Here is a 23968-nt window from a genome sequence, read left to right on the forward strand (position 1 = left end):
CTCAGACCAGGCCGCTGGGCGGCGGCGGGACGTCGTTGAGGGCGTGGTTGCCGATGTGCTGGATCTTCATCCGGCGCGGGTCGTGCAGGGTGTGGGTGCGCGCGTTGCGCCAGTGCCGGTGCAGGTTGAGGTCGTTCGCGGTGGCCCGGCTCCCGATCAGGGCGAACACGTCGCCGGCCACGCCGACGGCGGCCCGGTCGGTCTCGGCGCGCGCCGCCGCCACGGCGACCGACGCCTCGGCCGCGGTCTCGACGGTCAGCTCGGCGCGGGCGGCGTCGATCGCGTCGCCCGCCTCGTGCAGCAGGGCAGCGGCGGTGCGCACCCGCAGGGCGAGCTCACCGAACTCCTGGATCACCAGCGGATCCTCCGCGGGGCGGGCCGCCGTGGACTCCGCGCCCGGGCGGGCGATCCGCCGGACCAGGTCCTTCCCGTCGCGCAGCGCCGCCCGCGCGATGCCGAGGTCGATCGCGGCGTGCAGGTAGTTGCCGAACGCCCCGAACACCTCGGGCCGCTCGAAGATCGTCCAGACCGGCACGACCCAGGCAGACGGGATCACGACCTGCTCGAACCGCACGGTGCCGCTGCCCGTGGTGCGCTGCCCCATCCCGTGCCAGTCGTCAACGACCGTGACGCCGGGCGCGTCGGCCGGCACCCAGGCGGCCACCTTCCGCCCGTCGGGGTCGTTGGCGTAGATCGGGATCCACGGCGCGAACGGGGAGCCGGTGGCGTAGTACTTGGTGCCGTCGATCAGCACGTCCCCGCCGGGACGTGGCCCGAACCGGATCGCGTACTCGCCGGGCGTGCGGGTGCCCCGCTCGGAGAGCGCGTTGCCGAAGTGCCGCCCGGCGAGCACCTCGGCGAAGAAGAACTCCCGCTGGGCGGCGTTCGCGGCCTCGCGCAGGACCTCCACGAAGAAGAAATGGTTCTGCGGGATCTGCCCGACGCTCGCGTCGCCCTCGGAGAGGGTCGCGATCAGCTCACCCATCGTGCGGGCGGAGACGTCGGCGCCGCCGTGCTCGCGCGGGACGGTGACGCCGAGCAGGCCGGACGCGGCGAGCGCGGCGACCTCGGCGCGGGGCAGCCTGCGCTGCGCGTCCCGCTCGCTGTCGCCGGTGGCGAGGTCGGCGGCGAAGTCGCGGGCGACGGCGAGCGCCTGGGCGTCGCCGGTGATCACGGGGACGGCGGTCGTCGTCACGGGGTCACCGCCTTCGTCGAGAAGCGGGCGCCGGGATGGTCGTCGCGCAGCCGCACCTGCCCCGGCCCGTACAGCTCCTCGCGCAGCGTGCGGCCCGCGTAGTGCTTGGGCAGCAGGCCGCGGCGGCGCAGCTCCGGCACGACGAGCTCCACGAGGTCGACGAACGTGCCGGGCGTGATCGCGTAGGCGAGGTTGAACCCGTCGACGTCGGCGACCTCGACCCAGCGCTCCATCTCGTCCGCGACCGTCTGCGGGCTGCCGACCACCACGACGCCCATGCCGCCGATGCCGACCCACTCGGCGATGTCGCGGGGCGTCCAGTCGCGGTCGGGGTCGACGGTGGTGAAGGCCTCGACGGCGCTGCGCACCGCCTCGGTCTCGGCGTAGCGCAGCGGCTCGTCGGGGTCCATCCGCGACAGGTCGAGCCCGCTCCAGCCGCCGTAGAGGGTGAGCGCGCCCTCGAGGCTGACGTAGCGCCGGTACTCCTCGTACTTGGCCTGCGCCTCCTCGTCGGTGGGCGCGATGATCACCGTCATCAGGGAGAAGAACTTGATCGAGCGCGGGTCCCGGCCCAGCTCGGCGGCGAGAGCACGGGTGGCGGCGATCGACCGGCCCAGGATCTCTGGACGGGTGGCGGTGGTGAAGATGCCCTCGGCGTGCGCCGCGGCGAACCGGCGACCGCGCGGCGACGCGCCCGCCTGGAAGATCACCGGCGTGCGCTGCGGCGACGGTTCGGTGAGACCGATGCCCGGCACGTCGAAGTAGCGGCCGTGGTGGCCGATCGGGTGCACCTTCCCCGGGTCGGCGTAGACGCCCGCGGCCTTGTCCAGCCGCACCGCGTCGTCCTCCCAGGATCCCTCCCAGAGCTTGTAGACGACCTCCATGAACTCCTCGGCCACCTCGTAGCGCTCGTCGTGGGGCACCTGGTGCTCCAGGCCGAGGTTGCGCGCCGCCGACTCCAGGTAGGACGTGACGACGTTCCAGGCGATCCGGCCCCGCGTGTAGTGGTCGAGCGTGGCGAACCGGCGGGCGAAGGAGTACGGCTTCTCGTAGGTGAGCGAGACGGTCACGCCGAAGCCGAGGTGCTCGGTGACCGCCGCCATCGCCGGCACGGCCAGGGTCGGGTCGCCCACCGGCACCTGCGCGCCGTCGCGGATCGCGGTCTCCGGGCCACCGCGGTAGACGTCGTAGATCCCGAGCACGTCCGCGATGAACAAGCTCGTGAAGCCGCCGCGTTCGAGGAGCTGGGCGAGGTCGGTCCAGTAGCGCAGGTCGCGGTAGCGGTGGGACTGGTCGTCGGGATGGCGCCACAGCCCGGGCGACTGGTGACCGGCGCAGGTCATGTCGAAGGCGTTGAGGTGAATCCGGCGAGTCACTTGACCGCTCCCTGGGACAGGCCGCCCACCAGCGCGCGCTGGGCGAGGACGGCGAGGACGTACACGGGCACGATCGCGACGAGCGAGGCCGCCGCCTGCTGCCCGAACTGGACGGTGCGGTCGCCCTGGAAGAGCGACAGGCCGACCGTCAGCGTCTGCGCCGACGGGGACTGGGCGAACGACACCGCGAAGAGGAACTCGTTGTAGGCGAGGAAGAAGCACACGAGCGAGGCCGCGACCAGCCCGGGCACGATCAGCGGCAGCACGATCCGGCGCAGCCCGGCCGCGACCGACAGCCCGTCCACCCAGGCCGCCTCCTCGACCTCGGCCGGCACGCGGCGGACGAACCCGTCGAGCAGCCACACGGCCACCGGTACGTTCGCCAGCCCGTTGACCAGGGCGAGCCCGACCACCGAGTTCGTCAGCCCGACCGACTTCAGCAGGAAGTACAACGGCAGCACCGCCACGACCGGCGGGGCGCAGTAGGCCGCCAGCAGCCCCGAGTACAGGCGCTTGCCCGACCGCCCCGCCCGTGCCGTGACGTAGGCGGTGGGCACCGCGATCAGCGCCGTCAGCACGGTGGCCCCGAGCGCGACCACCCACGAGTTGGCGAGCATCTGCGCGAGCGGCACCGTCTGGAAGGCGGCAGGCCAGTTGTCCCAGCGCACCCGCTCCGGCAGCCAGCCGCCGTTCTGCACGTCGTCGACGCCGCGCAGGGAGAGCGACACCAGGAACAGCACCGGAGCCGTGGCCAGCACGGCGGCCACGGCGAGCACCGCCCTCGGGAGCACGGCCCTCATCCGTCCGCCCTGCGGGTGACGAGCCCGGCGGCGGCGAGCACGAGACCGACGAGCAGGCCCAGCACGATCGTCTCGGCCGCGGCCGTGCCGACCTCGAAGCTGCCGCGGAACGCCGTGCGGAACACCTCGAAGCCGGCGACGATCGTGGCGACCCCCGGCCCGCCTGCGGTGACGACGGCGACCAGGTCGAACACCTTGAACGCGATCACCAGCTGCAGCACGGCCGCGGCCACCACCGTCGGCGCGACGACCGGGCCCACCACCGAACGGAGCGTGCGCCACCAGCCCGCGCCGTCGAGCGCGGCGGCCTCCCACAGCTCGGCCGGCACCCCGAGCAGCGCGGCGTAGACCAGGAGCAGCACCAGCGGCGCCCATTGCCATGCGTGGATCAGCACGAGGGTCGTGAACGCGCCTGCGCCGGTGCCGAGCGGGTTGAACCCGGCGATGCCGAGGGCGCCCCACAGCCCGGTGAGGCCGCCGCCGACCGGGGCGAGCAGCAGCTTCCACGCCACGCCCACCGAGACCGGCGGGGTGACCATCGGCAGCAGCAGCACGGCCCCGAGCAGCCCGAAGCGGCCGCCGCGGGCGTGCAGCGCGAGCGCGCCGGTCACGCCGGCCAGCACCGCGAGCAGGGTGGCGAGCACCGCGAAGAGCGTCGAGCGCACGAGTGATCCGCCGAACGCCACCGACTCCGCGGCCGCCACGAAGTTGTCGAACCCCGCGAACTCACGCAGCGGCCGCGCCAGCGACGAGTCGGTGACCGCCAGCGCGATGCCGGCCACCGCCGGGTAGGCACCCGTCACCAACAGCGACCCGATCGCCGGCACCGCGAGCCACAGCGGGACCCGCCTGCGCCCCCGCGCAGCCCGGGTGGGAGCCACCGCCGGTCGGGACGCCGGCCGGACGGCCGTGACGGTCATGTGAGCGCCCGCTCCCAGCTCGCCTGCGCGTTCGCGAGGGACTGCTGGGGCGTCTGGCTGCCGGCGATGGCGAGCGCGAGCTGGTCGACGAGATCCTGCAGCAGCCGCGGCGCGTCCTTGTCCTTCGGCCAGACCAGCGGGGAGCCCTCCAGGCCCGCCTTGATCACGTCGGTGGCCGGGGCGCTCACCTTCGCGTAGTCCGGGGACTCGAGGGCGCTGCGCCGCGCCGGGTCGATGCCAGAGCCCGCGGTGCTCGCGAGCAGCAGGTTGCGGGTGGGGTCGGTGGCCCAGCGGACGAACGCGGCGGCCTTCGCGGGGTCGGCCGCGGCCGTGGACACGCCGAGGCCGAAGCCCGCGTTCAGCGCGGTGCGGTGCTCGGTGTTGGAGCCGCCGACCGGGAGCGGCACCACGCCCCACTTGTCGACGATCTTCGAGCTCGCCGGGTCCTGCGCCTTCAGGCCCAGGTCGGTCCAGGTGTCGAGCATCGCGGCCTGCCCGGACAGGAAGGCGGAGTTGGCCTGGTCGAAGCCAATCTGCAGCGGGGTCGGCAGCGCGTACGGGTTCACGTCGATCAGGTGCTGCAGCGCGGCCTGGGCCGCGTCGGAGGTGAGGGTCGGGGCGCCGTCCGGGCCGACCAGCGCGCCGCCGTAGCCGGCGAGCCGGTTGATGAACGAGCAGCCCAGGATCATCGGCACCTGCTGGCCCTCGACCACCGCGCCGTAGACGGAGCCGCCGCTGCGCTCGGTGATCGTGCGCGCCGCGGCGTCGTACTCGTCCCAGGTGGCGGGCGGCGCGAGGCCGTAGGTCTCGAAGACCTCGCGGTTGTAGTAGAGGACGTGCACGTCGCCGTCGAACGGCACGCCGTAGCGGCGGCCGTCGAGCAGCGTGTAGGCGTCGTAGACCGAGGGCAGGAAATCGGAGGTGTCGGCGACCGCGAGCTGATCGGTGAGATCGACCAGTGCACCCGCGTCGACCAGCGCGCCGAGGCCGAAGTAGAAGTAGTCGAACACGTCGAACTGCCCGGCGCCGCCCTGCACGTCCAGGATCTGCTGGCTGGTGAGCTGGTCGTACGGCACGGCGGTGGTCTCCAGCCTGCCGCCGAACTCGCGCTCGAACGCCGGGGCGAGCAGCTGCGTGAACGCCAGCACGTGCGGCTGGTTGACCATCGCGCGGATCGTGGCGCCCTGGAGATCGGCGGGCGCGGTGGCCGGGACCGAGGCGGTCGTCCCCTGGCCACAGGCAGCGAGGCCGAGGCCGAGGGCACCCGCCCCGAGGGCGGAACGCAGGAGCAGGCGGCGGGACAGCACGGGTGAAGGCATGCGGAACTCCGGGGACGAGCTGGGGAAGGGGGACGGGGCCGGGCGTCAGGCCGGACAGACCGCCGTGCTCGTGCGGCAGAGGTCGACGTGGTGACGGCGGACGAGCGGAGCGCTCATGCCGTCCTCCCTCCCCGTCGTGCCAGCGGATACCGCCGGGAACGGTAGAGAAACGCGCGACGGCAATCAAAGCTCCGACGTTTTTGCGATGGACGTCACGCCGAATTGTCGGGACATCGGCAGGCGTCGCCCAATCATTGGGAACGAATTGTCCGGACGATTACAGCGGGTTTGCATTTCCGGCGCTGCCGTGCTGCGCTGGAAATGCTTTCTGTGCCCGTTCCCCGAGGAGAACCTCCCGTGTCCCTGACCGCCCACTGGTTCCTGCCCACCTACGGCGACGGCCGCCAGCTCGTCGGCGGCGGCCACGGCGTCGGCGTCGGCTCCGCAGGCGGCGTCCGCCCGGCCTCGATCGGCTACCTCACGCAGGTCGCGCGGGCGGCCGAGCAGGTGGGGTTCGAGGGCGCCCTCACGCCCACCGGGGCGTGGTGCGAGGACGCCTGGCTCACCACGGCGATGCTCGTGGGCGAGACCGAGCGGCTGAAGTTCCTGGTCGCGTTCCGGCCGGGGTTCGTCTCCCCCACGCTCGCCGCGCAGATGGCCGCCACCTACCAGCGGCACTCCGACGGGCGGCTGCTGCTCAACGTCGTCACGGGCGGCGAGCCGTCGGAGCAGCGCGCCTACGGCGACTTCCTCGACAAGGACGCGCGCTACCGCCGCAGCGGCGAGTTCCTGCAAGTGGTGCGCGCGCTGTGGCGCGGGGAGAAGGTCGACCTGGAGGGCGAGCACATCCGGGTCGAGGGCGCCCACCTGGACCGGCTGCCCGACCCGGTGCCGCCGCTGTACTTCGGGGGCTCCTCCCCCGCCGCGCTGCAGGTGGCGGCCGAGCACATCGACGTCTACCTGACGTGGGGCGAGCCGCCCGCCCAGGTCGCGGAGAAGGTCGCCGCCGTGCGCGCGCTCGCCGCGAAGCACGGCCGGACCGTCCGGTTCGGCATCCGGCTGCACGTGATCACCCGCGACACCTCCGAGCAGGCGTGGGCCCACGCCGAGTCGCTGCTGACGGCGATCGACCCGGCCACGATCGAGAAGGTGCAGGCGGGGCTCGCGCAGAGCGAGTCGGAGGGGCAGCGGCGGATGCGTGCCCTGCACGGCGGCTCGACGGCGAGCCTCGAGGTGTCGCCGAACCTGTGGGCGGGCGTCGGGCTCGTGCGCGGCGGTGCCGGCACCGCGCTCGTCGGCAGCCACAGCGAGGTGGCCGACCGGATCGCCGAGTACCACGCGCTGGGCATCGACGAGTTCGTGCTCTCCGGCCACCCGCACCTGGAGGAGGCCTGGTGGGTGGGCGAGGGCGTGCTGCCGATCCTGCAGCGGCGCGGGCTCTGGCAGCCGCCCGGCGGGACCGACCTCGCCCCGGCGCCGTCCCGGACCGTTCCGTTCGCGGCCGCCCAGTGACCGCCCTCGTCGAGGAGCGCGCCCCGGCGGCACGGACCCGCACCGTTCTCACTGCGAGCCTCATCGGCACCACCGTCGAGTGGTACGACTTCTTCCTCTACGCGACCGCCGCGAGCCTGGTGTTCCCCAAGCTGTTCTTCCCGGTCGGCAACGAGGTCGCGGCCACGCTGCTGGCGTTCGGCACGTTCGCGGTCGGGTTCGTGGCGCGGCCGATCGGTGGGATCCTGTTCGGGCACGTCGGCGACCGCATCGGGCGCAAGCGCACGCTCGTCGCCACGATGCTGCTGATGGGCGCGGCAACCGCGCTGATCGGCCTGCTGCCCTCGTACGCGGCGATCGGCGTCGCGGCCCCCGTGCTGCTGGTCGTCCTGCGGGTGCTGCAGGGCCTCGCCGTCGGCGGCGAGTGGGGTGGCGCGGTGCTGCTGGCCGTCGAGAACGCGCCGCCCGGCAAGCGCGCCCGGTACGGCAGCGTCCCGCAGATCGGGCTCGGGCTGGGCCTCGCGCTGGGCACCGGCGCGTTCGCGCTGCTCGGCGAGGCGCTCGACGAGGAGACGTTCCTGGCGGTCGGCTGGCGGGTTGCGTTCGTGCTGAGCGTGGTGCTCGTCGCCGTCGGGCTGCTGGTGCGGCTGCGGATCATGGAGACCCCGGAGTTCCAGCGGCTGCGCGAGAGCGGCGCCACCGCGAAGGTGCCGGTGGTCCAGGTCTTCCGCACCCGCGCCCACCGACGCGGCATAGCCGCAGGCATGCTCGCGCGCTGGGCCGAGGGCGCGGCGTTCAACACCTGGGGCGTCTTCGCGATCACCTACGCCACGGCGACCGTCGGCATGGACCGGGTCGTCGTGCTGCTCGCCGTCACGGCCGGTGCGCTGCTGATGGCCGCGGTCGCGCCCGTCGCCGGAGCGCTCGCCGACCGCTACGGGCGCAGGCTCGTGTTCGGCACCGGCGTGGCCGGGTTCGGGATCACGGTGATCCCGTCCTTCTTCGCGGTGCAGACCGGGTCGGACCCGCTAGTCGTCGCGATCCTGCTGATGCAGCTCGGGCTCTGGTACGGACTGATGACCGGGGCGGAGTCCACCCTCTTCGCCGAGCTGTTCGACACCGACGTGCGCTACACCGGGATGTCGCTGGTGTTCCAGGGCTCGGGCATCTGGGCCTCCGGCCTCACCCCCATGGTGCTGACCGCCCTGCTGGCCGCCGGTGGCGGCAGCCCGTGGTGGGCCGCCGGGTACCTGGCCGCCACCGCGGTCGTGAGCTTCACGGCGGTGGCGGCCATGCCCCGGTGGATCGGCTGGCGACCCACCTGGACGGGCGGCACCCGCTGGTGATCGCCGGTTCGATCACCCCTGCGGCAGGATGTTGTTGTTGAGCTGGAACAGGTTGTCCCGGTCGTAGGTGGCCTTGATCCGGCCCAGTCGCGCCAGGTTGCGCCCGAACGCGCTGTCGACGTTCGCCTGCAGCGGCTCGCCGGCGCGGCCGGTGAAGTTCAGGAACACGTTCCCGTTCCCGTACTTCGAGGTGGTTGCAGTTCGCTGTGCTGCTGCGTTGTTGGTTCACGCTCCACCGGTCGAGCCGGCGTTCGGGATCTCGTCAGCCTGGCCGGCCCGGCAATCACGACGACGGCAACCGCGGTCGCGCAATGCAGACCGATACCGATCAAAGTGGGGCGGACGTCTCCGATGGCAGCCGGTAGAACCGGCAGGAAGACCGCGGAGGTGTTCAGCGACGCGTGGAACAGCGTAGCCATCAAGAGGCTGTTGCCGGTGCTGTTGTAGACCCAGGCGGTCAGAATCGCCTTTGCGATGCTGTCCAGCACGAAGAGGCCGAACGAGTAGTCCTGTGCGCTGCCTTCCGTCAGGAACTTCGGGATGTGCCAGCACGCCGCGACCAGCCCGACGACGAGACAGCCGACCAGAGCGCTGTGGCGGGCCTGGAGTCGCGACTGCGCGTACCCGCGCCAGCCGATCTCCTCCCCGTTCGTCAACACCCCCATGAGGAAGAAGACGGGCAGCAGTGCCCACAGACTCCCCGAAGGCCCGACGATCTGACGGGCGAAGGGCTGACCGAAATCCGGAGCGGCTCCGCCGAGCATGACGTGCGCGGCCAGCGAAGCCAGGTCGATGACCGCGGGCAGGAGCAGCACAACGGCGTACCAGACCAGTCCGACCCGCCAGATCAGGAACTGCCGCAGCAACGAGCGAACGCCCTCCCGCCCGTCGATGATCCCGGTCATGACGATGGCGGCGACCACGAATCCGTAGCCCACGAAGAGCGGCAGCACGGACGGAATCCGCACACTCGTCAGATCATGTGAGTCCGCCGCCGCCCACAGATCGATCGGCCAGGTCAGGGCGAACATCAGGACGAAGCCGGCGAGCACCGGGAAGCGCTTCAACGAATGCAGCATCCGGTCCACTCCGTTCGTCCTCACGGCATCATTCGGGTGACCGCGTGCATAGCGCACTCGGTTGCCGTCGGCCCCCCGTTACGGATGCGGCTGTGGTTCGTGCAGCCCCGCGCGCTGGCGCACGTTCCCGGGCGAACCCGATCGGTAGCGGCCCGGTGTGGTGCCCATGATCGTGCTGAAGGCAGCGATGAAGCTGCTGGGATTCGCCCACCCGGATGCGTGGGCGACGCGGGTGGTGTCGTGGCCCTCCGCGAGCAGGACGAGCGCGTGGTGGATGCGCAGCTGCGTGCGCCACTCGTGGAAGGTCATGCCGAGCTCGTCGTGGAACAGCCGGCTGAGCGTGCGGGCACCGGCCCCGACCGACCGCCCGAGCTCGGCCAGCGCGGTGTTGTCCGCCGGGTTGTCGTACAGGATCCGCGCAACGGCCTGCAACCGGTCGTCGCGTGGCTCCGGTAGCTGCAGCGCCTGCTCGGGTGCTTCCTGGAGCTCGTCGACGAGGACCCGGCGAAGGCGGGCGTGCGCGGCCCGGTACCGGTTGCGCGCGCCGCGGTCGTGGTTGCGTGCGCCGCTGAGGGTGAGCAGGACTTCGCGGACGAGGCCGGAGGCCGTGAACACGGCGGGATGACCCGGCAGCGGACGGGCCAGGGATGCCGGCAGGAACTCGATCCGCATGTCCGTGTCGCCGTGGGCGCGGTGGTGGTGGGTGAACCCGGCGGGGATCCATGCGACCCGGTTCGCGGGAACGATCGACGTGCCGGACTCGGTGTGGACCGACAGGACGCCGCGAGCCGCGTACACCAGGTGCCCACGTGGATGGGAGTGCGCCGAGCTCGTGCCTCCCGACCGCCAGAGATGCGCCCCACCGGACGGCCACAGGCGTGACTCGAGAGGTTGGCGGCCAACGGGCACAACGTGGCAACTTACCGGTGGTCGGCCAGGCCTCGCTCCGGCGAGGGTGCAGGCATGAGCACGACGATGCGAGCGGCGGTCTGTGTCAGCGCGGGTGGCCCGGAGGTGCTGGAGATCCGCGACCTGCCGGTACCGGCCGTTCGGGAGGGCTGGAGCCTGGTGCAGGTGAGGGGCGCGGGCCTGAACCGGTCGGAGCTGCGGACCCGGCAGGGGCATTCCCCGAACGTGGGGTTCCCCCGCGTGCTCGGGATCGAGTGCGTCGGAGTCGTGGCGGCCTCCACGGATGCCCGGTTGCCGGAGGGGACGACCGTCGCAGCCGTGATGGGTGAGATGGGCCGGGCGTTCGACGGCGGCTACGCCGAGTACGCCTTGCTGCCGAACGCGCTGCTGATGCCGGTCACCACCACGTTGCCGTGGGACGTCCTGGCCGCGCTACCCGAGACGTACCTGACCGCGCACGGCTCGCTGGACGCGCTGGGCGTCGAGGCGGGTGGACGGTTGCTGATCCGCGGCGGGACCTCGTCGGTGGGGATGGCGGCCGCGTCGATCGCGTCCGGCCGCGGCATCGGGACCGCGGCCACGACCCGCCGGTCCGGCAGGATCGACGCGTTGACCGCTGCCGGTGTGGACCACGTGCTCGTCGACGACGGTGGGTCGCTCGCGGCGAGGGTGCACGCCATCTGGCCGGAGGGCCCGGACCACGTCCTCGACCTCGTCGGCACGACCACGGCGGTGGACTCGCTGCGCCTGGTGCGGCGGGGCGGCACGGTGTGCGTGGCCGGCTCGCTCAGCGGGTGGCTGATCCCGAACTTCGAACCGATCGCGATGATCCCGTCCGGGACGAAGCTCACGGCCTTCCACAGCGACAACCTCAAGGGCAGCGCGGGCGCGGCCGTGTTGCAGCGGATCGTCGACGAGGTCGAGGCCGGCCGGTACCGGCCCAACGTCGACCGGGTCTTCCGCCTGGAGGACATCGTGGCGGCCCACCGGTACATGGAGGACGACCGGGCCACCGGGAAGGTCGTCGTGGTGCCCTAGTAGGTGCACTCCGCGCACCGCGCAGGCCACCTCCCACCAGGCCTTCGGTGGCGCCGCGCATCGTGCGGGGCCGCCCCTCACGCCTCAACGGCGCTCCGCGTCGCTGCCGCGATCGCTACGCGACCCTTGACCCGCGAGCCTCTACGACCCCTGAAGGGCCCGCTTCGCGGGCAGGCCCACGGGCCAGCCCCTTCGGCGCGCGGCGCCACCGAAGGCGGTCCTACCATCATGATCAGGCTTCGGGGCGAGCAGGAGCCGGTACCGCCACGATCAGAGGCTCCGGCGGAGGTGATCACCGCAAGTGGTGGGAGAGCGACAGATCTGTCGTCCTCACACCACTTCCGGCGATCACCCACCCGAGGCGCCCGCGACCGGCCAACACACCGGCGACCACGCCCGGATGGCGGCGATCAAGGGCTGATGGTCGTGATTCAAGATCAACTGGCGACCTTCTCCCCTTGATCAGCGACGGGCTGGGAGCCCGCGCGTCCGGAGTTCGCCGCGGACCCGGGTGTGCCGACGACGACCTTCGACGACTGGGCGAGAACCACCCTGCCCGGCCGGCCGTCCGGCTCACCCGGGAAGTGAGCCTCAGATCTGCGGCGTGATCGCCTGGAGCGCCGCGGAGCCCCGGACGGCCGCGGCCAGGTCGGCCAGGGCCGCGCCGTGGGATGCGGCGAGCTCGGCGCTCTGCTCCGTCAGCGTGGTGCGGTCGACGTAGCCGCCGTGGTCGAGGTACAGGCCCGGCGACAGCACCTGCACGGCGAAGAAGCCGGCGAGCACGTTCCGCAGGTCGCCGAGGGCGAGGTAGTGGTGCCCGCTCGCCCCGGTGAGCACGGTGGCGGCCACCTTCCCCTGCAGCGGAGCCGTGGACTCGCCCCACTTCCCGCGTTCCGTGCGCTCCAGGAGGTCCTTGAGCAGGGCGCTGTACGTGGCCCGGTAGACCGGGCTGCCGAACACCACGGCGTCGGCGTCGCCGAACGCGGCGATCACGGCGTCGACGCCCGCCTCGGCCAGCTCCACCAGCGACGTCGCGGCGCCCGCCTTCTCCGCGCCGGCCAGCACCCCGGCGACGGCGGTGGCGGTGCGCCCACCCGGCTCCGGCCCGGCGACGACGCCCAGCACCCGTGTCAATGGTCCTCCTCGATGTGCGTGGCGAGACCGTAGCGGCCCCGGTGGAACAGCAGGGGCGAGCGGGTGGCGTCGGCACCGAGGTCGCGCACCCGGCCGGCGACGATCGTGTGGTCGCCGCCGTCGTACTCCCGCCACAGCGTGCAGCTGATCCACGCGCAGGCGCCCTCCAGCACCGGCGCGCCGTCCGGGCCCGGCCACCAGCTCACCCCGGCGAACTTGTCCACCCCGGAGCGGGCGAACCCGGCGGACAGCTGCTGCTGGTCGGCGGCCAGCACGTTGACGCAGAACGCGCCTGCCGCCCGGATCCGCGGCCACGTCGACGACGTGCGGGACGGCGAGAAGCTGATCAGCGCCGGATCCAGCGACAGTGACGCGAAGGACTGGCACGTGAAGCCCAGCGGCCCATCGGGCCCGGCCGCCGTGACCACGACGACGCCCGACGCGAAGTGCCCCAGGACCTCCCGCATCGTCGCGGGTTCGACAACGACCGTCATGCCTGCTGGAGGTCGGGCCGCGGCGGGATGCGCTCCCCCGCCTCCACCGCCACCGGCAACCGGTTCTCCGCCGGTGGGAGCGGGCACGTGGCGTGGGCGGTGAACGCGCACGGCAGGTTCACGGTGCGGTTCAGGTCGATCCGGACGCGGCCGTCGGCGTCCGGGTCGGGCAGCGCGACCTGGCGGCCGCCGCCGTAGGTGCTGTCCCCGGACGTCGCGTCGCGGAAGTGCAGGGACAGGCCGCCGGCCTTGCCCGGGAACGCCACCAGCTCGTGCTCGGCCCCGTCGAGCTCGAACCGGACCACCCCGACGGCGGTCGGGAAGTGCTGCAGCCCGTCCACGACGGCGCCGACGGTGAGCTGCTTCGGCTCCGGGTACGGCTCGAAGCGGCCGTCGACCACCCAGCGCTCGTCGACGGGGAAGGCAGGCGCGCCGGTGAACGCGGTGCGCGTGATCGCCTCGGGGTCGCGTACCCGCAGCGCGTAGGTGTCGGTGCGGCGGATGACCTCGACCCGCCGGTCCCCGATCTCCACGAGCACGCCCGGCTGCCCGTCGACGGGCTCCAGCCGGACGGTGCCGCTGACCGGCGTGCCCTCGATGGCTGGGCCGATCTCCGGGTCCCCGTCGGCGGTGAGCTCCACCCCGCCGTCACCGGTGGCGCGCCAGGTGCCGGGGATGCCGTCGTAGCCGCGGGCGGTGTCGTCGAGCCAGTGCAGGGCGGTGAGGCTGAGCCAGCCGTGCGGGGTGCTCAGCTGCTCCTCGCGCTCGCGGTGCCAGGCGTCCCACTCCTGCTGGAGCGAGGACTCGATGGTGGTCATGCGGACTCCTTCCGGGTCAGCGGTGCGTGCGGGTGGCGCAGGCCGAGGTGGTCGCGCAAGGTCGGGCCGGGGTACTCGGTGCGGTAGCTGCCGCGGTCCTGCAGCTCGGGCACGACCTCGGCCACGAACCGGTCCAGGCCGCCGGGCGTCAGGTGCGGCACGAGGATGAACCCGTCGCAGGCGTCGCGCTGGACGAACTCGTCCATCTGCGTGGCGACGGTGCGCGGCGTGCCGATGAACGACTGCCGCCCGGTCTTCTCGATCACGACCTCGCGGATCGAGAGGCCGCCGTGCGCGGCAGCGAAGTCGCGCCACTCCTGCGCGACGGCCCGCGGGTCGCGGGCGTGCCGAACCCGGCCGCGGGTGATCGAGACGTTGTCGACGTCGGGCTCCAGGTCGGGCAGCGGGCCGTCCGGGTCGTACTCGGACAGCTCGCGGCCCCACACCTGCTCCAGGAAGGCGATCGCGGTCTGCGGGGAGACCTGCTGGCGCCGGATCCGCGCTGCCTCCTCCCGGGCCTCCTCGTCGGTGTCGCCGAGCACGAACGTGACGCCCGGCAGCACCTTGAGGTCGTCGGCGTTCCGCCCGTGCTGCGGGAGCCGCGCCTTGACGTCCGCGTAGAACGCCTGCCCCGCTTCGAGGGTGCCGTGCAGGGTGAAGATCGCGTCGGCCGTGGCGGCGGCGAAGTCGCGGCCCTGCGCGGAGTCGCCCGCCTGGATGAGCACCGGGTGGCCCTGCGGGCTGGGCGAGAGCGGGAAGCGGCCGCGCACGTCGAACTGCGGGCCGTGGTGCTCGATCTCGCCGCCCTGGGAGTCCCAGAGGGCGCGGGTGACGGCGACGACCTCCGCCGCCCGCTCGTACCGCTGCTCGCGCGGCAGGAACCCGCCCCGGCGGAAGTTCTCCCCGGTGAACGCGTCGGACGTGGTGACCATGTTCCACGCCGCGCGCCCCGCGGACAGGTGGTCGAGCGAGGCGAACTGCACGGCCAGCTCGTACGGCTCGTTGTAGGTGGTGTTGATCGTGCCGGCCAGCCCGATCCGCGAGGTGACGGCGGCGAGGGCGGCGAGGACGGTGAACGTGTCCGGCCGGCCGACGACGTCCAGGTCGTGGATGCGGCCGCGGTGCTCGCGCAGCCGCAGGCCCTCGGCGAGGAAGACGAAGTCCATCAGCCCGCGCTCGGCGTTCTGGGCGAAGTGTGCGAACGAGGCGAAGTCGGTCTGGCTGCCGGCGCGGGGGTCGCTCCAGACCGTCGTGTTGTTGACGCCCGGGAAGTGCGCGCCTAGGTGGATCTGCTTCTTGACGCTCACGCAGACGCTCCAGTGAAGTGGTTGGCCGGTCGGGCTAGGCCGAAGCGGGCGCGCAGCGAGCCGCCCGCCGAGCCGGTGCGCAGCAGTCCGCGGCCCGCGAGCAGCGGCACGACCTGGGCGGCCACCACGTCCAGGTCGGCGGGCAGCACGAGCGGCACCAGCGTCACGCCGTCGGCCGCGCGGGTGCGCACCGCGGCGCCGACCAGGTCGGCGAGGTCGGTGGGCGGGCCGAGCACCCGCACCGACGACGCGGGCAGCTCGGCCCCGGCGAGCCGGTCGAGCTCGACGAGGTCGCGGCGGGCCTGGTCGCGGTCCGCGGCCAGGTGCACCTCGACGTCGAGCAGCACGGTGACGTCATCCGGGTCGCGGCCGGCGCCCGCGACGGCGTCGCGGATCCGATCGCGGGCCGCCGCGGCGGCCGTGAGGTCCGGGGCCGAGATCCGCACGACGTCGGCCCAGCGGGCGGCCACCGGGAGCGCCTCGTCCTCGTCGCAACGCAGCACGACCGGCGGGTGGCCCTGCGGCGGTCGGGGGGTGATGGACGGGCCCTTGACGGAGAAGAACTCACCCTGGAAGTCGATGTGGTGCAGCTTGTCGCGGTCGACGTAGCGGCCGGTGGCGGCGTCGCGGATCACCGCGTCGTCCTCCCAGGAGTCCCACAGCCGCACCACCACCTCGATGGCGTCGGCGGCCTCGCGCCACAGCTCGTCGGCTGGAGCGGCCTGCTTGCGGCCGAAGAGGTCCGCCTCGACCTGCGTGCGCGACACGGCGGGTTCCCAGCCGGCGCGGCCCGCGGACACGATGTCCAGGGTGGCGATCGCCTTGGAGAGGTGGAACGGCTCGGTGTGCGTCACGGTCGCGGTGGGCGCCAGCCCGATCCCCGGCACCACCGGCGCGATCCGCGCGGCCAGCGAGACGGCGTCGAGCAGCGGGCCGCCGTCGGGGTGGAAGGTGTGCGGCAGCAGCACGAGGTCGAGGCCGCGGCGCGCGGCCGTGCGCACCAGCCCCGCGTGGTGCACCGCCGAGAGCAGCACCGCCGGGTCGAGCCGGGCCCAGCGCGCGGCGGCCGGATGTCGGCCGGCCGCGGTCAGCTCGACGGCCAGGTGCATCCGCGCCTCAGTGAAGGGACTCATCGCGCGAGGCTCGCCTCCGTCTCGTCGGACTTCGTGTTCCAACCCGCCCGTGCTGCGGCGTGTTCCGCCCACGCGCCGGCGAGCAGCTCGGTGCTGCGCACGCGGTCGGCGTGCTCGGTGGTGATCGTGGTGACCAGCAGCTCGTCGGCACCGGTCACGCGGGCGAGGGTGGCCAGCTTCCCGGCGACCGCCTCCGGCGAGCCGACGAGCTGCGTGTCGACCCGGTCGGCGACGACCGCCCGCTCGGCGGGCGTCCATTCCCGCGCCCTGGCCTGCTCCGGCGTGACGTAGGGCCGGGCGCCGACGCCGGTGCGGATGTCGAGCACCCACTGCGCGTACGGCGCGGCCAGCTCCTCCGCGCGCTCCTGGCTGTCGGCGACGACCACGTCCGCCGACACCACGACGTACGGCGCCGCGAGCCGCGCCGACGGCCGGAACGCGCGGCGGTAGGCGTCGACGGTCTCCAGGACCGCGCCCGGCGCGATGTGGTAGCTCGCCGCGAACGGCAATCCGCGCGCCCCCGCCACCTCTGCGCTCTCGCCGGGGCTGGAGCCGAGGATCCAGACGTCGAGGTCCGCGCCCTCGGCCGCCGGCACGGTGACCGGCCGGCCGTCCGGGCGGCGGGCGGCGCCGCCCAGGTGGTCGAGGATCGCGCCGACCTGCGCGTCGTAGTCCGGGGCCGGGTCCTCCGCCTGGATCCCGAGCAGCCGGGCGAGGTGCACGTAGGTCGACACGTCCCCGCGGAACCGGGCGGCGGGCGGGATCAGCAGCCCGTCGACGACCCGGGCGGGTGGCACGGGCGGCGGCTCGGCGTCCGGCGGCGGTGCCGTGCCGGCCAGCCGGAGGATCTTGTGGATGTCGAACCGGCCGAGGCCCAGGTCCACCCGGCCCGGGTGCAACGCGGCGACCGTGCCGAACTGCTCGGCCGCCTGCAGCGGCGAGGTCAGCGGGAGCTGCACGGCGCCGGACCCGACCCGGATCCCGGACGTGGCCGCCGCGATCAGCGCCACCAGCACGGGCGTGGACGAGGACGCCACGCCGGACGCCAGGTGGTGCTCGGCCACCCAGAAGCGCCGGTAGCCCGCCCGTTCCGCGACGCGGGCGAGGTCGACCGAGTTGCGGATCGCGTCGCGCGCCGTGCCACCGGCCGGGACCGGGGAGAGGTCGAGGATCGACAAGGGGATCGTCATGACGCCACCCCCACGGGCGAGTCGGCGGGCCGGGCGTCGTCCGGGTCGCGGGGCACGGCGCCTGCCAGTGGGCGGCTCGGCACGTCCGCCCGCAGCGCCGGCGCCACCTCCGACTGGAACGTCTCAAGCTGCTCCCGCTGCCGCCGCGGGGTGAGCCCGTCGCCGTCGAGGTGCAGGTGCAGCACTTCGTGGCCGAACACCGCGTGGTAGCGAAGCACCTTGTCGACGATCTGCTGCGGGCTCCCGACCAGCGCGGACGAGCGTTCCACGAAGTCCTCGACGGTGGGGAACACGGTCGGCAGCCCGAACCGCTCCGCCGCGGCGAGCCGCGCGGCGTAGGCGGGCCGGAACTCCTCGATCGCCTGCTGCGAGGTCGGCGCGATGTGGAACGCCGCGGTGCCGGCCCCGACGAGCGCGTCCGCCGGGTCGTGCCCGTGCGCCGCCCAGCGCTCGCGGTAGTGGGCGATCAACTCGGCGTACGGCTCGATCGGGTTGGTGACGTTCGCCGAGAACAGCGGGTCGCCGTACCGGGCGGCCACCTCGACGGACTCCTTGCTGGTCGCGCTGCCGTGCCAGACCCGGACCGGGTGCTGCCGCGGCGGCGGCCAGGTCTCGGCGTCGACGAGCGGCGGGCGGAACCGGCCGCTCCACGTGGTGCGCTCCTCGCGCCACAGCCGGCGGAACAGCTCGTAGCCCTCCGCGTTGCGGTCCCACTGGTCGTCGGTGGTCACGTCGAACAGCTGGGCCTGCGCCGCGCCGTTGCCCTTGCCGATGATCAGCTCGAGGCGGCCGTCGGCGAGCTGGTCGAGGGTGGCGTAGTCCTCGTAGGCACGCACCGGGTCGAGCAGCGACAGCGTGGTGACACCGGTGAACAGGGTGATCCGCGATGTGCGGGCCGCGATGTGCGACAGCACCACCGGCGGCGCCGACGACAGGAACGGCCGCTCGTGCCGCTCCCCCACCGCGTAGCCGTCGAAGCCCAGCTCCTCGGCGAGCACCGCGTTGTCGACCACCCGGTGCAACCGGGCGTTCGGCGTCGGCGTCCGGCCGGTGACCGGGTCGGGTCCGTTCGTGATCAGGGTGAGGACGAGGATCTTCATGCCGTTTCCTCCAACCGGCGTCCCGCGATCGCCGCGAGCAGCTCGCGCGTGTACTCGTGCCGCGGTGCGGCGAAGAGCTGCTCGGTGGGCGCGAGCTCGAGCAGCTTCCCGTCGCGCAGCACCCCGACGCGGTGCGCGATCCGGCGCACCACGGCCAGGTCGTGGGAGATGAACAGGTAGGTGAGCCCCGCGTCGGCCTGCAGCTCCGCGAGCAGGTCGAGGACCTGCGCGGACACGCTGACGTCGAGCGCGGACACCGGTTCGTCGCACACCACGAGGTCGGGCGAGAGGGCCAGCGCCCGGGCGATCGCCACGCGCTGGCGCTGCCCGCCCGACAGCTCCGCCGGCCGCCGGTCGAGCACCGCCTCCGGCAGCGCGACGCGGTCGAGCAGCTCGGCGGCGCGCGCCCGGCGCGACCGCGCGTCCCCCACCCGGAACGCCCGCAGCGGCTCGGCGATCACCTCGGCGATCGAGAACCGGGGGTCGAGGGACGCGTACGGGTTCTGGTAGATCAGCTGCGCGCGCCGGCGCAGATCCCGCCAGGCCCGCCCGCGCACGCGGGTGATGTCGGCGCCGTCGAACGTCACCGCGCCGGAGGTGGGGTCGGCCAGGCGCAGCACCAGCCGGGCGGTGGTCGACTTGCCGGACCCGGACTCACCGACCATTGCCAGCGTCTCGCCGCGCGCGATCGTGAAGCTCACGCCGTCCACGGCGCGGATGCGTCCCTTCCCCAGCGGGAACTCCTTCACGAGGTCCCGCACCTCCACCAGCGGGGCTGCGGACGTGGGAGCCGGGGCGGAGCGCGGCACCGCGCGCAGCCCGGGCGCGCTCTCCAGCAGCTGCCGGGTGTAGGGATCGCGCGGCGCGGCCAGCACCTCCCGCACCGGCCCCTGCTCGACGACCCGCCCGCCCTGCATCACGACGAGCCGGTCGGCGCGGTCAGCCGCAACGCCGAGGTCGTGCGTGACGAGCAGGACGGCCGTGCCGGACGCGCGGACGAGCTCGTCGAGGCGGTCGAGGATGTGCCGCTGCACGGTGGCGTCCAGCGCGCTCGTGGGCTCGTCGGCCACGAGCAGCTGCGGGCGCGCGGCGATCGCGATGGCGATGAGCACGCGCTGGCGCATCCCGCCCGACAGCTCGTGCGGGTACTGGCGGGCCCGCGCCGCGGCGTCCGGCAGCCCGGCCTCGGCGAGCAGCTCGACGGCCCGGGCCGGGGCGCTGCGGCGGTCGGCGAGGCCGTGCACCGTCAGCGCCTCGGCGACCTGCACCCCGACCCGCTGCACGGGGTTGAGCGAGACGCCCGGATCCTGCGGCACGAGCCCGATCCGCCGGCCGCGCACCGTGCGCCACGCCCGCTCGGACAGCCCGGTCAGCTCCTGCTCGCCGAGCGTGATCCGCCCGGCGTCGATCCGGCCGGTGCCCGGGAGCAACCCGGCCACGGCGTGCACGAGCGTCGACTTCCCCGATCCGGACTCGCCGACGACGGCGACGACCTCCCCGGGCGCCACCGCGAGCGAGACGCCGCGCACGGCCGCGACGGTGGTGTAGGAGACGCGCAGGTCGGTCACCTGCAGCAACGGCGCGGTCATCGGGGACCGTCCAGCGCGCGGGAGATCCGGTTCACCGCGAGAACGGCGGCCGCGATCGCGGCGCCCGGCACGGCGCACAGCCACCAGGCCACCGCCATGTAGTTGCGTCCCTCGGCCACCAGCGAGCCCCACTCGGGCGCCGGGGGCGGCGCGCCGTAGCCGAGGAACGACAGCGACGACACCGCGAGGATCGCGAGCCCGAACTCCAGCACGGCGAGCACCAGCACCGGACCGGCGGCGTTCGGCAGCACGTGCCGCAGCAGCGTGACGTGCCAACGGGTGCCGACCGAGCGCGCCGCCTCCACGTACACCGACTGCCGCACGCGCAGCGTCTCTGCGCGCATCACCCGGGCGAAGCTCGCGACGCTCGCGATCCCCACCGCGATCGCCACCTTGACCGTGCCGTACCCGAGCGCCGTGATCAGCGCGAGCGACAGCAGCACCGCGGGTACGGCGAGCAGCACGTCGACACCGCGCATGAGCACCTCGTCGAGCCAGCCGCGTACGAATCCCGCGAGCACACCCACCAGCCCGCCCACGACCAGCGCGACCGACACCGCGATCACCGTGGCCTGCAGCGAGAGCGACGCGCCGTGCACGACGCGTGTGTAGACGTCGCGGCCGAGGTAGTCGGTGCCGAACACGTGCGCCGCACCGGGCGGCTGCAGCCGCTCGGCCGGCACGCCGACGGCGGGGTCCCCTGGCGCCAGCACGTGCGGCGCGAACGCCGCGAGCAGCACCAGCGCCACGTAGACGATCGAGACGACGAGCCCCGGCCTGCGCAGCAGGAACCGCACGCGGCCCTCCCGGCGCGGCGGCGCCTCGTCTATCCGGGGAGCCGCGATCGGTTCCCGTACCAGCAGCTCCGTCATGAGGCAGCCCCGATCCGCGGGTCGAGCAACGGGTAGATCAGGTCCACCGCCAGGTTGACCAGCACGAACACCGCCGCGGCGAACACCACGACCCCCTGCACGACCGGGATGTCCTGCACCCCGACGGCGGCCACGGTGAGGCGACCGAGCCCGGGCCGGGTGAACACCGTCTCCACCACCACCGACCCGGCGATGAGGTTGCCCACGATGTAGCCGAGCACGGTGAGCGCGGGCAGGGCGGCGTTGCGCAGCGCGTGCCGCAGGTGGATCCCGGCGCGGCCGACGCCCTTCGCGCGCGCCGTGGTGACGTACGGCTCGCCGAGGGCCTGCGCCAGGCTCTTCGCGAGCACCTGCGCCACCAGCGCCCCGGTCGGCAGCCCGAGCGTCACCGCCGGCAGCACGAGCGCGGCCGCACCGTTCGCCCCGACCGAAGGCAGGAGGTGGAACCCGAACGCGAAGACCTGCACGAGCACGAGCCCGACCCAGAACACGGGCAGCGACACCGCGAGCGAGGGCAGCGCCATCAGCAGCTGCCGCAGCCACGGCGCGCGCGTGTAGGTGGCGACGAGCGCGGTGGTCCCGCCGAAGACCACCGCGACCAGGAGCCCGGCGGCCGAGATCTGCAGCGTGGGCGGGAGTGCCTCGATGATCGCCGAGCGCACGTCCTGCCCGTTCTGGATCGACGTGCCGAAGTCGCCGGTCAGCGCGGCGACGAGCCGGTGCCCGTACTGCACGACCACCGGCTGGTCGAGCCCGTAGCGGGCGCGCAGCGCGTCCAGCTGCTCGGGTGGGAGCGGCTCGCCGTCCAGGCCGCCGCTCGCCATCGTCGCCACCGGGTCACCCGGCAGCAGGTAGAGCACCACGAACGACACGGTGAACGCCGCCCAGAGCACCCCGACGGCCGCGAGGAGCCGCCGCAGCAGGTACCGACCGGTCATGGCTGGACTTTCCACGCGTCGTGCAGCTGGATCCGCGAGCCCGCGTCGAACGCGATGCCGTGGACGTCCGCGGCGACGCCCAGCACCGTGGTCAGCTCCACGACCGGGATCGCGTCGTACTCCTGCACGAGCAGTTGCTGCGCCTGCGCGACGACGGCGGCGCGGGCCGCCTGGTCCGGCTCGGCGGCCTGCTGGGCGAGCAGCGCGTCGAGCGGGCCGGGCGACAACCGGTAGTAGTTGTTGCCGGCCGTCGAGTAGGTGCTGCGCAGGATGTCGGGGTCGGCGCGGGTGGTGTTGCCCCAGGTCGCGACGAACTGGCCGGACTGCAGCGTCGGCGTGTTCTCCGAGATCGGCTTCTCCCGCAGCTGCAGGTCGATCCCGACCTTGCGCACCTGCTGCTGGATCAGCTCGACGGCGGCCCGGTTCGCGGGCGAGTTGGAGAACCAGGTCAGCTCCACCGTCAACGGCGTGCCGTTCCTCGCCCGGATGCCGTCCGCGCCGGGCAGCCAGCCTGCGGCGTCGAGCACCGCCCCCGCCTTCGCGGGGTCGAACGCGAGCAGCGTGGACTGGTCGGCGTAGCCGGGTGTCGTCGAGGCGAGCGCGCTGGTGGCCGGCTTCGTCTGCGAGTTGTAGACGGTGGCGACCACCTCGGCGCGGTCGATCGCGAGCGACAACGCCTCCCGCACCGCCGCGTCCCCGCCGAGCGGGGTGGCCTGGTTGAACGAGATCCCGAACGGGATGCCCGGGTTGGGCCGGCCCACCAGCTGCGCGCCGGCCGCCGTCAGGGGTGCCTCGTCCTGCTGCGCGAGGTTGCCGATGGCGTCCACCTCGCCGGACTGGAGGCTCCCCACCCGCACGCCGGACTCGGGCACGATGCGGAACTCGACCCGGTCCAGCTGGGCCTCGCCCGGCGACCGCCACAACGACGAGCCCCACGCGTACCCCGCCCGCTTGGCGAGCACGATCGCCTCGTCGCGGGTGTAGGACTCGATCACGAACGGGCCGGACCCGACCACCGCCGCGCAGCGGTCGTCGTCGCTCTTCGCCACCGTGGCCGGGGACAGGATGCCCAGGCTGTGCGTCGACGTGCCCTGCAGGAACTGGACGTTGGGCCGGTCGAACGCCACCGTGAACCGCGTCGGGCCCTCCACGGTGGTGCCCGTGTAGCCGGCGAGGTAGCCCTTCGGCAGCGTGCCCCGGGGGCCGAGGTCCTGGACGGCGTCGAAGTTCGCCTTCACGGCGGCGGCGTCGAGCGGGCTGCCGTCGCTGAACGTCACGCCCTCGCGCAGGGTGAACGTGTAGGCGCTGGCGTCGGCGTTGCCCTCCCAGCTCGTCGCGAGCCACGGCCGCAGCTCGCCGGTGGCGGGGTCCTGGTCGGTGAGCGAGTCGACCACCTGCCGCAGCGAGTAGATCGTGTCGTTGCTGCCGACCTGCTGGGGGTCGACGCACCCCTGATCGCTGCTCACCGCGAAGCGCAGCGTGCCGCCCGGTTGCGGGACGCCGGGGTCGGCGGTGCTCGCGGCAGGCGTGGCACCGCACGCGCTCAGCAGAACGGCGGCGACTCCGAGCCACGGTGCGAGTGATCGGGGCATGAGAATGGTCCTTCGAAAAGCGCAGGAGTGGGCACCACCGCGGGATGCGGTGGGTTTCGGATAGGTGCGCTCAGCCCCGACAGAGCGCCGCGCAGGTGCGGCACAGGTCGACGTGGCGGCGCCAGGCGTGCCATGTCGTCATCAGCACAGTCGTCCGCGGCTCGATCCGTTCCCGACCCGGCACTGCTACCTCCATCGCTCCCGGCGGTAGCACCCGCTCCCGCTTCCGCGGGGGGTTGCTGCGGCGTCGTCGATCCGGGTCTCTCGGCCGCTCTGGATGGGATTGCTCCTCGAACTTACGTAGCGATCGCACCGTTTTTCAAGCGGT

23 protein-coding genes are annotated in these 23968 nt (G+C 73.5%); 3 read left to right on the forward strand and 20 right to left on the reverse strand.

Annotated elements, in window-relative coordinates:
- Position 1: 1 nt before the first annotated feature.
- Genes FB388_RS23045 through FB388_RS41240 form a run of 6 tightly spaced genes read right to left on the reverse strand, consistent with a single transcriptional unit; the run spans position 2 to position 5727 of the window.
- Positions 2–1195, reverse strand: a complete 1194-nt coding sequence (locus FB388_RS23045) for an SfnB family sulfur acquisition oxidoreductase (RefSeq protein WP_142104280.1) — start codon at positions 1193–1195, stop codon at positions 2–4.
- Positions 1192–2571, reverse strand: a complete 1380-nt coding sequence (locus tag FB388_RS23050; protein ID WP_246122315.1) for an LLM class flavin-dependent oxidoreductase — start codon at positions 2569–2571, stop codon at positions 1192–1194. Before FB388_RS23050 ends, FB388_RS23045 begins: the two co-directional genes overlap by 4 nt.
- Positions 2568–3371 carry a carbohydrate ABC transporter permease gene (locus FB388_RS23055; RefSeq protein ID WP_142104281.1) on the reverse strand — a complete coding sequence of 268 codons (804 nt, stop codon included), beginning with the start codon at positions 3369–3371 and terminating at the stop codon, positions 2568–2570. The genes FB388_RS23050 and FB388_RS23055 overlap by 4 nt, the downstream gene beginning before the upstream one ends.
- Positions 3368–4291 (reverse strand): carbohydrate ABC transporter permease, encoded by a 924-nt coding sequence (locus FB388_RS23060; RefSeq protein WP_142104282.1) that lies wholly within the window; start codon positions 4289–4291, stop codon positions 3368–3370. Before FB388_RS23060 ends, FB388_RS23055 begins: the two co-directional genes overlap by 4 nt.
- Positions 4288–5610, reverse strand: a complete 1323-nt coding sequence (locus tag FB388_RS23065) for an ABC transporter substrate-binding protein (RefSeq protein ID WP_142104283.1) — start codon at positions 5608–5610, stop codon at positions 4288–4290. The genes FB388_RS23060 and FB388_RS23065 overlap by 4 nt, the downstream gene beginning before the upstream one ends.
- Positions 5611–5655: 45 nt before the next feature.
- Positions 5656–5727 carry a putative leader peptide gene (locus FB388_RS41240; protein ID WP_425468586.1) on the reverse strand — a complete coding sequence of 24 codons (72 nt, stop codon included), beginning with the start codon at positions 5725–5727 and terminating at the stop codon, positions 5656–5658.
- A gap of 240 nt (positions 5728–5967) precedes the next feature.
- On the opposite strand from FB388_RS41240, the gene FB388_RS23070 reads away from it, so the two are divergent.
- A complete protein-coding gene (locus FB388_RS23070; RefSeq protein WP_142104284.1) occupies positions 5968–7122 on the forward strand; it encodes an LLM class flavin-dependent oxidoreductase in 1155 nt (384 codons plus the stop codon).
- Complete coding sequence (locus FB388_RS23075; RefSeq protein ID WP_142104285.1) at positions 7119–8447, forward strand: MFS transporter; 1329 nt, start codon at positions 7119–7121, stop codon at positions 8445–8447. Before FB388_RS23070 ends, FB388_RS23075 begins: the two co-directional genes overlap by 4 nt.
- Before the next feature lie 12 nt (positions 8448–8459).
- Here FB388_RS23075 and FB388_RS23080 read toward each other — a convergent pair whose 3' ends face one another.
- From FB388_RS23080 to FB388_RS23090, 3 genes are all read right to left on the reverse strand, one after another.
- Entirely contained in the window at positions 8460–8615 is a 156-nt protein-coding gene (locus tag FB388_RS23080; RefSeq protein WP_142104286.1) for a BBE domain-containing protein, read from the reverse strand.
- A complete protein-coding gene (locus FB388_RS23085; protein WP_246122589.1) occupies positions 8606–9526 on the reverse strand; it encodes a CPBP family intramembrane glutamic endopeptidase in 921 nt (306 codons plus the stop codon). The genes FB388_RS23080 and FB388_RS23085 overlap by 10 nt, the downstream gene beginning before the upstream one ends.
- 78 nt (positions 9527–9604) lie before the next feature.
- Positions 9605–10324 (reverse strand): helix-turn-helix transcriptional regulator, encoded by a 720-nt coding sequence (locus FB388_RS23090; protein ID WP_246122317.1) that lies wholly within the window; start codon positions 10322–10324, stop codon positions 9605–9607.
- A gap of 165 nt (positions 10325–10489) precedes the next feature.
- On the opposite strand from FB388_RS23090, the gene FB388_RS23095 reads away from it, so the two are divergent.
- On the forward strand, positions 10490–11473 hold the full coding sequence (locus FB388_RS23095; RefSeq protein WP_142104288.1) for a zinc-binding dehydrogenase: 984 nt from the start codon (positions 10490–10492) through the stop codon (positions 11471–11473).
- Between the two features lie 591 nt (positions 11474–12064).
- Here FB388_RS23095 and FB388_RS23100 read toward each other — a convergent pair.
- From FB388_RS23100 to FB388_RS23150, 11 genes are read right to left on the reverse strand one after another with little or no spacing between them, the layout of a single operon-like run.
- Positions 12065–12598: an NAD(P)H-dependent oxidoreductase gene (locus FB388_RS23100; RefSeq protein WP_246122591.1), complete on the reverse strand. Its 534-nt coding sequence runs from the start codon at positions 12596–12598 to the stop codon at positions 12065–12067.
- A gap of 5 nt (positions 12599–12603) precedes the next feature.
- Positions 12604–13101, reverse strand: a complete 498-nt coding sequence (locus FB388_RS23105) for a flavin reductase family protein (protein WP_211362179.1) — start codon at positions 13099–13101, stop codon at positions 12604–12606.
- Positions 13098–13919, reverse strand: a complete 822-nt coding sequence (locus tag FB388_RS23110) for a DUF1684 domain-containing protein (RefSeq protein WP_142104290.1) — start codon at positions 13917–13919, stop codon at positions 13098–13100. Before FB388_RS23110 ends, FB388_RS23105 begins: the two co-directional genes overlap by 4 nt.
- On the reverse strand, positions 13916–15226 hold the full coding sequence (locus FB388_RS23115) for an LLM class flavin-dependent oxidoreductase (protein ID WP_142104291.1): 1311 nt from the start codon (positions 15224–15226) through the stop codon (positions 13916–13918). The genes FB388_RS23110 and FB388_RS23115 overlap by 4 nt, the downstream gene beginning before the upstream one ends.
- Complete coding sequence (locus FB388_RS23120) at positions 15223–16359, reverse strand: LLM class flavin-dependent oxidoreductase (RefSeq protein ID WP_170225796.1); 1137 nt, start codon at positions 16357–16359, stop codon at positions 15223–15225. Before FB388_RS23120 ends, FB388_RS23115 begins: the two co-directional genes overlap by 4 nt.
- On the reverse strand, positions 16356–17549 hold the full coding sequence (locus FB388_RS23125; RefSeq protein ID WP_142104292.1) for an LLM class flavin-dependent oxidoreductase: 1194 nt from the start codon (positions 17547–17549) through the stop codon (positions 16356–16358). Before FB388_RS23125 ends, FB388_RS23120 begins: the two co-directional genes overlap by 4 nt.
- On the reverse strand, positions 17546–18649 hold the full coding sequence (locus FB388_RS23130; protein WP_142104293.1) for an LLM class flavin-dependent oxidoreductase: 1104 nt from the start codon (positions 18647–18649) through the stop codon (positions 17546–17548). Before FB388_RS23130 ends, FB388_RS23125 begins: the two co-directional genes overlap by 4 nt.
- Positions 18646–20238 (reverse strand): dipeptide ABC transporter ATP-binding protein, encoded by a 1593-nt coding sequence (locus tag FB388_RS23135; RefSeq protein WP_142104294.1) that lies wholly within the window; start codon positions 20236–20238, stop codon positions 18646–18648. Before FB388_RS23135 ends, FB388_RS23130 begins: the two co-directional genes overlap by 4 nt.
- Positions 20235–21110: an ABC transporter permease gene (locus FB388_RS23140; protein ID WP_142104295.1), complete on the reverse strand. Its 876-nt coding sequence runs from the start codon at positions 21108–21110 to the stop codon at positions 20235–20237. The genes FB388_RS23135 and FB388_RS23140 overlap by 4 nt, the downstream gene beginning before the upstream one ends.
- Positions 21107–22048 (reverse strand): ABC transporter permease, encoded by a 942-nt coding sequence (locus tag FB388_RS23145; protein WP_142104296.1) that lies wholly within the window; start codon positions 22046–22048, stop codon positions 21107–21109. The genes FB388_RS23140 and FB388_RS23145 overlap by 4 nt, the downstream gene beginning before the upstream one ends.
- Positions 22045–23640, reverse strand: a complete 1596-nt coding sequence (locus tag FB388_RS23150) for an ABC transporter substrate-binding protein (protein ID WP_142104297.1) — start codon at positions 23638–23640, stop codon at positions 22045–22047. The genes FB388_RS23145 and FB388_RS23150 overlap by 4 nt, the downstream gene beginning before the upstream one ends.
- Between the last annotated feature and the right edge of the window lie 328 nt (positions 23641–23968).

This window comes from Pseudonocardia cypriaca (assembly GCF_006717045.1).
Lineage (GTDB): Bacteria > Actinomycetota > Actinomycetes > Mycobacteriales > Pseudonocardiaceae > Pseudonocardia > Pseudonocardia cypriaca.

Bases quoted from the DNA above. Each gene is read 5' to 3' on its own strand.
- FB388_RS23125 (WP_142104292.1), bottom strand. From the start codon at position 17,549: ATGACGATCCCCTTGTCGATCCTCGACCTCTCCCCGGTCCCGGCCGGT.
- FB388_RS23065 (WP_142104283.1), bottom strand. From the start codon at position 5,610: ATGCCTTCACCCGTGCTGTCCCGCCGCCTGCTCCTGCGTTCCGCCCTC.
- FB388_RS23085 (WP_246122589.1), bottom strand. From the start codon at position 9,526: ATGCTGCATTCGTTGAAGCGCTTCCCGGTGCTCGCCGGCTTCGTCCTG.
- FB388_RS23105 (WP_211362179.1), bottom strand. From the start codon at position 13,101: ATGACGGTCGTTGTCGAACCCGCGACGATGCGGGAGGTCCTGGGGCAC.
- FB388_RS23135 (WP_142104294.1), bottom strand. From the start codon at position 20,238: ATGACCGCGCCGTTGCTGCAGGTGACCGACCTGCGCGTCTCCTACACC.
- FB388_RS23150 (WP_142104297.1), bottom strand. From the start codon at position 23,640: ATGCCCCGATCACTCGCACCGTGGCTCGGAGTCGCCGCCGTTCTGCTG.
- FB388_RS23130 (WP_142104293.1), bottom strand. From the start codon at position 18,649: ATGAAGATCCTCGTCCTCACCCTGATCACGAACGGACCCGACCCGGTC.
- FB388_RS23140 (WP_142104295.1), bottom strand. From the start codon at position 21,110: ATGACGGAGCTGCTGGTACGGGAACCGATCGCGGCTCCCCGGATAGAC.
- FB388_RS23120 (WP_170225796.1), bottom strand. From the start codon at position 16,359: ATGAGTCCCTTCACTGAGGCGCGGATGCACCTGGCCGTCGAGCTGACC.
- FB388_RS23055 (WP_142104281.1), bottom strand. From the start codon at position 3,371: ATGAGGGCCGTGCTCCCGAGGGCGGTGCTCGCCGTGGCCGCCGTGCTG.
- FB388_RS23145 (WP_142104296.1), bottom strand. From the start codon at position 22,048: ATGACCGGTCGGTACCTGCTGCGGCGGCTCCTCGCGGCCGTCGGGGTG.
- FB388_RS23095 (WP_142104288.1), top strand. From the start codon at position 10,490: ATGAGCACGACGATGCGAGCGGCGGTCTGTGTCAGCGCGGGTGGCCCG.
- FB388_RS23110 (WP_142104290.1), bottom strand. From the start codon at position 13,919: ATGACCACCATCGAGTCCTCGCTCCAGCAGGAGTGGGACGCCTGGCAC.
- FB388_RS23060 (WP_142104282.1), bottom strand. From the start codon at position 4,291: ATGACCGTCACGGCCGTCCGGCCGGCGTCCCGACCGGCGGTGGCTCCC.